This window comes from Stenotrophomonas sp. STEN022 (assembly GCF_056760155.1).
The window spans coordinates 63,564-71,099 of the sequence record NZ_JBRREG010000006.1 but is presented as its reverse complement, the minus strand read 5'-3'; the positions used below and the strand labels follow the sequence as shown (position 1 = coordinate 71,099).

The 7,536-nt window shown below is 65.2% G+C and carries 6 protein-coding genes; 3 read left to right on the top strand and 3 right to left on the bottom strand.

Annotation, left to right across the window (positions count from 1 at the left end):
- Nucleotides 1-170: 170 nt before the first annotated feature.
- Nucleotides 171-815: a ribonuclease T gene (gene rnt, locus ACVOMF_RS02865; protein ID WP_481507925.1), complete on the top strand. Its 645-nt coding sequence runs from the start codon at nt 171-173 to the stop codon at nt 813-815.
- A 12-nt stretch (nt 816-827) separates the two neighbouring features.
- Here rnt and ACVOMF_RS02860 read toward each other — a convergent pair whose 3' ends face one another.
- The 3 genes from ACVOMF_RS02860 to ACVOMF_RS02850 form a co-directional block, all read right to left on the bottom strand.
- Complete coding sequence (locus ACVOMF_RS02860; RefSeq protein ID WP_481507924.1) at nt 828-1,583, bottom strand: GGDEF domain-containing protein; 756 nt, start codon at nt 1,581-1,583, stop codon at nt 828-830.
- Between the two features lie 327 nt (nt 1,584-1,910).
- Entirely contained in the window at nt 1,911-3,311 is a 1,401-nt protein-coding gene (locus ACVOMF_RS02855; protein ID WP_481507923.1) for an ATP-binding protein, read from the bottom strand.
- Nucleotides 3,308-4,036 carry a response regulator gene (locus tag ACVOMF_RS02850; RefSeq protein WP_481507922.1) on the bottom strand — a complete coding sequence of 243 codons (729 nt, stop codon included), beginning with the start codon at nt 4,034-4,036 and terminating at the stop codon, nt 3,308-3,310. The genes ACVOMF_RS02855 and ACVOMF_RS02850 overlap by 4 nt, the downstream gene beginning before the upstream one ends.
- Nucleotides 4,037-4,234: 198 nt before the next feature.
- Here ACVOMF_RS02850 and ACVOMF_RS02845 point away from each other — a divergent pair, with 198 nt between their 5' ends.
- Nucleotides 4,235-5,581 carry an efflux RND transporter periplasmic adaptor subunit gene (locus ACVOMF_RS02845; protein WP_481507929.1) on the top strand — a complete coding sequence of 449 codons (1,347 nt, stop codon included), beginning with the start codon at nt 4,235-4,237 and terminating at the stop codon, nt 5,579-5,581.
- On the top strand, nt 5,578-7,530 hold the full coding sequence (locus tag ACVOMF_RS02840) for a MacB family efflux pump subunit (protein WP_481507921.1): 1,953 nt from the start codon (nt 5,578-5,580) through the stop codon (nt 7,528-7,530). Before ACVOMF_RS02845 ends, ACVOMF_RS02840 begins: the two co-directional genes overlap by 4 nt.
- The last annotated feature ends 6 nt before the right edge of the window (nt 7,531-7,536 follow it).

The following is a 7,536-nucleotide window of genomic DNA, read 5'->3' as shown; positions in this document are numbered from 1 at the left end:
CGGGGGGGTGGGGTGGGTGTGGTCTTTCCGGCCTCCCCCGGGCGCGGCCGCGCCCCCCCCCCTCCTGGGCATGCCCCTGGCCCCGCCGGGGCCCGCCACTACGGCCTCCTGACAGCGCTTGCAGCCTGCCGCTGACGCGGCCACTTGACCCGCTCTGCTACCCTATTGCGATGAACGAACCTGCTGAACCTTCGGTCCCCCGCCCTGCTTTCACGCCGATGGCGCAACGCTTCCGTGGCTTCCTGCCGGTGGTGGTGGACGTCGAAACGGGCGGCTTTGACTGTAATCGCCACGCCCTGCTGGAGATCGCCGCCGTGCCGGTGGAGATGGACGAGAACGGCTTGCTCTACCCGGGCCAGACCGCCAGCGCGCATGTGATCCCGGCCGAAGGCACCGAAATCGACCCCAAATCGCTGGAAGTCACCGGCATCGTACTCGACCACCCCTTCCGCCTGGCCAAGCCCGAGCGTGACGCGCTGGAGCACGTGTTCGCGCCGGTGCGTGCGGCGATGAAGAAGTACAACTGCCAGCGCGCGATCCTGGTCGGCCACAACGCACATTTCGATCTGAATTTCGTCAACGCCACCGTCGCCCGCAGCGGCCACAAGCGTAATCCGTTCCATCCCTTCAGCGTGTTCGACACGGTGACCTTGGCCGGCGTGGCTTACGGCCAGACCGTACTTGCCCGCGCAGTGCAGGCAGCCGGCTTTGAATGGGATGCCAGTGAGGCGCACAGCGCTGTATACGACACCGAACAGACCGCGCGCCTGTTCTGCAAGATCGTCAACGCCTGGCCGACCGCGCCAAGCCGCTGAGCTGCACGACCATCAGGCCGCGCAGGTCCTTGCGCGGCCTTCCTTCTTTGCCTGCGCCAATGCGTTCTTGGCACGCTGATAGAACAGCACTGGCGCCTGGTCGTCCTCACCCAGCTGCACTACGCCAGCGCTGAAACTCACCTTGATGTCACCTGCCTCGTGCCCGCCCCATTCGGAGTACTGGCCGAACAGACGTTGCAGTCTTTGGCAGGCGATTTCAGCCTCCGGCAATGCGGTGTCGCTCAACAACACCGCGAACTCCTTGTTGCCCAGCCGTGCCGGCATGTCGGAGGCGCGCAGGCTGCGCCGCATAAGATCACCTACTTCGCACAACACCAGATCGCCAACCGCACGCGACCATTCTGCATTGATCTGCTTGAGGTGATCGATGCTCAGCACCACCAGACTCAACGAGCGCCCGGTGCGCCGCGCCGCCGCCATGTCACGCGCCAGCGCGTCATCGAAGGCACGGCGGTTGGGCAGGCCGCTGAGATCATCTTCATTGGCCAGCCGCTCGAATGCGTCCGCCTGCTCACGCAATCGCTGTTCAAGCTGAGCTTTTTCAAGCAGTGCCGCTTCCAGCCGACCGTTCTGCTGATGCACTTGATCTGACCGGGCATGCTCCTGCGCAGCCAACTGCTGCGCCTGGCTGCGTTGTTGCCTGAGCTGCAGCACCAGCCACAGCACAAGCAGGAGCAACAACAGGCACACGCCGGCAAGCAGGCGGGGCAGCGCCAATACCGCAAACGGCGACGAAAAACCGTCCATTCCGCCTTGCGCCCAGGCAGGCGCCGCGGCAACTCCCGCCAACACGCTCAGCGCCGACAGACGTCGTTTTGCAAAGACCCTCGCCCTGCCCGACATCGCGCGCATCCCCACGCTCGACCGGGTTACCGGATTCTTCTCTGCTGCCATCGTTCTTGCCCCAAGCTGGTGTGGCGATACTAACAAACAGAGGCCATGCTGCAGGGCTGAGTAAGGCTTGGCGCTGAGGATTTTCGCTGGAATGTGATTGACGGCGTGAAAGCCTAGCGCCCCCCGCTGTTGTGGGGGGGGGGGGGGCGCGCCCCCCCCCCCAAAAACAACCCAGCGCCGCTAGCCATTGGCTGGCCATTGCGGTGCATCCCACCGAACGATGGCTTCCAAGCCGCCTTCGGGGTGATTGCGCAGGGTCAGGCTTGCACCGTCCTTTTCTGCCAGTGCGCGGGCGATGGTCAGGCCCAGGCCGGCGCCGCCTGTCTCGCGTGAGCGCGAGGTCTCCAGGCGCAGGAACGGGGTGAACACGGCTTCGAGTTCGTCCTCGGCCAGCCCCGGCCCGTTGTCACGTACCCGCACCTCGACTGCATCGCCATCGCGGCGTGCGCTCACCTGCGCAGCGCGACCATACTTCACCGCGTTGTCGACCAGGTTGGAGAACAAACGCCGCATCGCCAACGGCCGCAGCATCAGCACCGCGCCGCTACCCTGTTCCAGCACCGCATCATGACCGGACTCGGCGGCGTCCTCGACCACGCTTTCCAGCAGCGAGTCCAGGTCGAGCGCCGCACGTTGCTCGGCGCTCTCGGCACTGCGAGCAAGATCCAATCCCTCGCGAATCAGGGCCTGCATCGCGGCAAGATCGGCGATCAAGCGCTCGCGTAGTTGTTCGTCCTGTACGTTTTCCAGGCGCAGCCGCAGCCGCGTCGACGGCGTCTGCAGGTCGTGGGTGATCGCCGCCAACATCTGCGTGCGCTCGCTCAGGTGGCGCTGCAGACGCTTCTGCATGGCATTGAAGGCTTCGGCGGCACGTTGCACTTCCAAGGGTCCACTGACCGGCAGCGGCTCACGCTGCAGGTCATGACCAAGCTCGGTGGCGTGGTTCGCCAGTCGCTGCAGCGGCGAGCTGGCGATACGCGCAACCACATAGGCCAGCAAGCCAATCGCCAGTGCCAGCAGCGACAGGAACCATGGATCGAACGCTGCCCCGCTGCGTCTTGCCACCGCCGGGTACTCCAGCGCCAGCCGCAGTGGCGTGCCATCAGTAAGCTGCAACTCCACCAGACGACAGCGCGGCGGGGTGAATGCTGGATCGCGCTCACGTGTGTGCTGCGATCGCTGCCCGCGCCCGGGTGGCGGCAGGAATTCCGGCAAGGGCGGCATGCAGGCGCGGAAGCTGCTGGCGCGCACCTGCGCGCTGGCAACTGCACCACCGCGTGCCGCCAGCACTGCCATCAAGGCCTCGTCCACATCGCCGGTACGGAAGTCGCCTTTGACCTCGCGCACGCTGGGGCCGCCCACCGCCAACAAGCGGCTGCGCAGCTCCGGGTTGCCGTCCAACAGATTGACGAAGCCCTGCAGGCGGTCAGCGATACGCGCAAGGTTCTGCCGCTCGAACTCCTGCTGACGCCGGCTCTCGGCCAGCAGCGTCGCGCCAATCGCCGCCACCATCATGCCAACCAGCAGGATGACGAACAGCCGCCCCGCCATTGACGACAGGAACAGGCGCAGCCGCTTCATTCCAGTGTCACCGCACTGGCGAATACATAGCCCTCGTTGCGCACCGTCTTGATCAGGCCATCGGCACCACCGGCATCGGTGAGTTTCTGCCGCAGACGGCTGATCTGCAGGTCGATGGCGCGGTCCTGCGACTCGTAATTGCGGCCGCTGCTCAGCGATACCAACTGCTCGCGTGACAACACCTTGTTGGCATGTGCCACCAGCACCCGCAGCAGGCGGAACTCGGCCCCCGACAACATCACCACGCGCTTGGCCGGATCAATCAGGTGCCGGTGTTCCAGGTCGAATACCCAGCCTGAGAACAGCGCCCGGCGCATCGCCAGCGGCTCCATGTTGGTCGGCAAGGCCTCGGTCCGGCGCAGCACGTTGCGGATGCGCGCCAGCAGCTCGCGCGGCTCGAAGGGCTTGGCCAGGTAATCATCGGCGCCCATTTCCAACCCCAGCACGCGATCAATCGGCTCGCTGCGCGCGGTGAGCATGATCACCGGCGTGTTCGAGCGCACCCGCAATTCGCGGCACAACGCCAAGCCGTCTTCGCGCGGCAGGTTCAGGTCAAGCACGATCAGGTCGATGTGCTCGCGTGCCAATACCTGGCGCATCTCGTTACCATCGGCCGCCGTGCTCACGGCATAGCCGGCCCGGCCCAGTTGCTCGGCCAGCAGGCTGCGGATGTCACTGTCGTCGTCTACCACCAACAAGCGGTGCAAGGTCTGTATGTCCGTCATGGGGCAATGATCCATGCTAGCGGATCGGCGTGCGCGGCCGCATACGTATCGGCGTGTATCAACGCCTGCACTTGATACACGCCGATACATGGCTGGCTGAACCTGATACACGCCGACACACACTGTGCCTTGAGGCTGAACAGGGCGCTGACCACACTGGCTTCAACGCCGCACGCTGCGGCCCAGCCTGAGTGCCTGATCACCGTGAAGCTGCTGCCCTCCTCCCGCCGCAACCGCATCCTGCTTGCCGCTGCCATCTTCGCCCTGATCGCCGGCGGTGTGTTCTGGGCCACGCGCAAGCCCGCTGCCCCTTCGATGGCCACCTCGCCGGTCAGCCGTGGCGACCTGGAACAGACGGTCGACGCCACCGGCGTAATCGATGCCTACAAGCTGGTCAGCGTCGGCGCGCAGGCTTCCGGCCAGATCAAGGTGCTGAAGGTGCAGTTGGGTGATGTGGTCAAGCAAGGCGACCTGATCGCCGAGATCGACTCGGTCACCCAGGAAAACAGCCTGAAGAACGCTGAAGCCGCGCTGGAGAACATCCGCGCCCAGCGTGCGGTGCAGACCGCCTCGCTGAAGGAATCCGAGCTGGCCTTCGCCCGCCAGAAGGAGATGCTGGCTGCCGAAGCCACCTCACGCGCCGACTACGAGTCCGCCGAAGCCAACCTGGCCAGCACCCGTGCGCAGATCCGCGCCCTCGATGCACAGATCCGCCAGCGCGAAACCGAGCTGGGCACTGCCCAGGCCAACCTCGGCTATACCCGCATCACCGCGCCCATCGACGGCACCGTGGTCGCGGTGGTCGCCGAAGAAGGTCGGACGGTCAATGCCAACCAGTCGGCGCCGACCATCGTCAAGCTGGCGCGGCTGGACCTGGTCACGGTAAATGCCGAGATCTCCGAAGCCGACGTGGTCAAGGTCAAACCCGGCATGCCGGTGTACTTCACCATCCTCGGCAACCCGGACCACAAGTACCAGGCCACGCTGCGCACGGTGAACCCAGCGCCGGCCTCGATCAGCACCGACAGCACCAGCTCCAGCAGCTCTTCCTCGTCCAGCTCCAGCACCGCCGTGTACTACAACGCGCTGTTCGACGTCGAGAACCCGGACGGCACGCTGCGCATCGACATGACCGCGCAGGTCTCGGTGATGCTGGCTCAGGCCAAGGACGCGCTGTTGATTCCCACCGTCGCGCTTGGCCCCAAGGTGCCGGAAGGCGGCCGTGGCCCCCGCGCGAATGCCGCCAATGGCGAGCAGCGCGCCGCCCGCAGCAAGCAGGAAGGCCAGCGCCAGCAACGTCGCCAGCCGGATGCCGCCGCCCTGGCCAAGAGCAACAGCTACGTGGTCCGCGTGGTCAACAAGGACGGCCAGCCGGAGCCGCGTACGATCAAGGTCGGCCTCAACAACGGCTCCAACGTCGAAGTATTGGAAGGCCTGAAGGAAGGCGAGCTGGTCGTGGTCGGCGAAGTCACCGCCGGCGAGAAAACCAGCAGCAGCAACCAGCGCGGCCCGATGGGCCCGATGATGGGTGGCCCGCGCCGATGAGCCAGCCGCTGCTGCAACTGCGCGACCTGCGTCGCGAGTTCCCCGCCGGCGAGGACACCATCGCCGTGCTCAAGGACGTCAACCTCGACATCCATGCCGGCGAGATGGTCGCTATCGTTGGCCAGTCCGGTTCGGGCAAGTCGACCTTGATGAACATCCTCGGTTGCCTGGACCGCCCCACCGTGGGCTCCTACAAAGTGGCTGGACGCGAAACCGGCCGCATGCAACCGGACGAACTGGCCGAACTGCGCCGCGAACACTTTGGCTTCATCTTCCAGCGCTATCACCTGCTGGGCGATCTGGATGCGCGCGGCAACGTGGAAGTACCGGCGATCTATGCCGGCACCCCGCACGAGGCACGCCGCGAACGAGCCGAAGCCTTGCTGAAGCGGCTGGGCCTGAGCGACCGCATGGGCCACAAGCCGGGCCAGCTGTCCGGCGGCCAGCAGCAGCGCGTCTCCATCGCGCGTGCGCTGATGAACGGTGGCGAGGTGATCCTGGCCGACGAACCCACCGGCGCGCTGGACAGTGCCTCGGGCGAGGAAGTGATGAACATCCTCGGCGAGCTGCATGCCGAAGGCCAGACCATCATCATCGTCACCCACGACATGCACGTGGCCGAGCACGCCCAGCGCATCATCGAGATCCACGACGGCGTAATCGTCGCCGACCGCCGCAACGACAAAGTACCGGCACTGAAGGCGCAGCAACGGCCTGAACCCGTTCGCACTGGAGGCAGTGCCTTCCAGGCCGCACGTGATCGCTTTGTCGAAGCCTTCCGCATGGCCCTGCTGGCAATGAACGCGCACCGCCTGCGCACCTTCCTGACCATGCTCGGCATCATTATTGGTATTGCCTCGGTGGTGTCGGTGGTGGCAATGGGCAACGGCTCGCAGCAGCAGATCCTGCAGAACATCTCCTCGCTGGGCACCAATACCATCGATGTATATCCGGGCCGCGGCTTCGGCGACATGCGCTCCGGCCGCGTGCAGACACTGAAGAGCAGCGATGCCGAGGCATTGGCCACGCAGAGTTACATCGACAGCGTCACCCCCAGCGTGTCCAGCTCGGTGACTGCACGTGTAGGCAACAAGGCTGCCTCGGCACAGGTTGCGGGCATCGGTGACCAGTACTTCCGGGTCAAGGGCATGACCTTGATCAGCGGTCGCTACTTCGACGAAAGCGAAGTAAAGGGCTTGGCGCAGGTGGTAGTGATCGACGAGAACACCCGCAGCCAGCTGTTCGGCAGCGATGATCCGCTCGGCAAGGTGGTGCTGCTGGGCAATGTACCGGCACGCGTGATCGGCGTAGCCAAACGCCAGTCGATGGGCTTTGGTGGCAGCACCAATCTCAGCGTCTGGGTGCCGTACTCCACGGTGATGGCGCGCATGCTGGGGCAGACCTACCTGAGCGGCATCACTCTTCGGATCAAGGACGACACGCCAATGGATGCCGCGCAATCGGCGATTACCAAGCTGTTGACCCTGCGCCACGGCACCGAGGACTTCTTCCTCAGCAACACCGCCGAAATCCGCGAGACCATCGAGTCCACCACCAAGACCATGACGCTGCTGATCGGTGCGATCGCCGCGATCGCACTGGTGGTCGGCGGCATCGGCGTGATGAACATCATGCTGGTATCGGTGACCGAGCGTACCCGCGAAATCGGTGTGCGCATGGCCGTGGGTGCGCGGCAAAGCGATATCCGCCAGCAGTTCCTGATCGAGGCTGTGTTGGTCTGCCTGCTCGGTGGCGTGCTTGGCATCGCGCTGGCACTCTCCATCGGCTGGGCCTTCCAGACCTTTGGTGCCAGCTTCACCCTGCTGTTCTCCACCGGCTCGATCGTTGCCGCCTTCGCCTGCTCGACCCTGATCGGCGTAGCGTTCGGTTTCCTGCCAGCCCGCAACGCCGCCCAGCTCGACCCGGTCGAGGCCTTGGCCCGCGAATGAAGATGA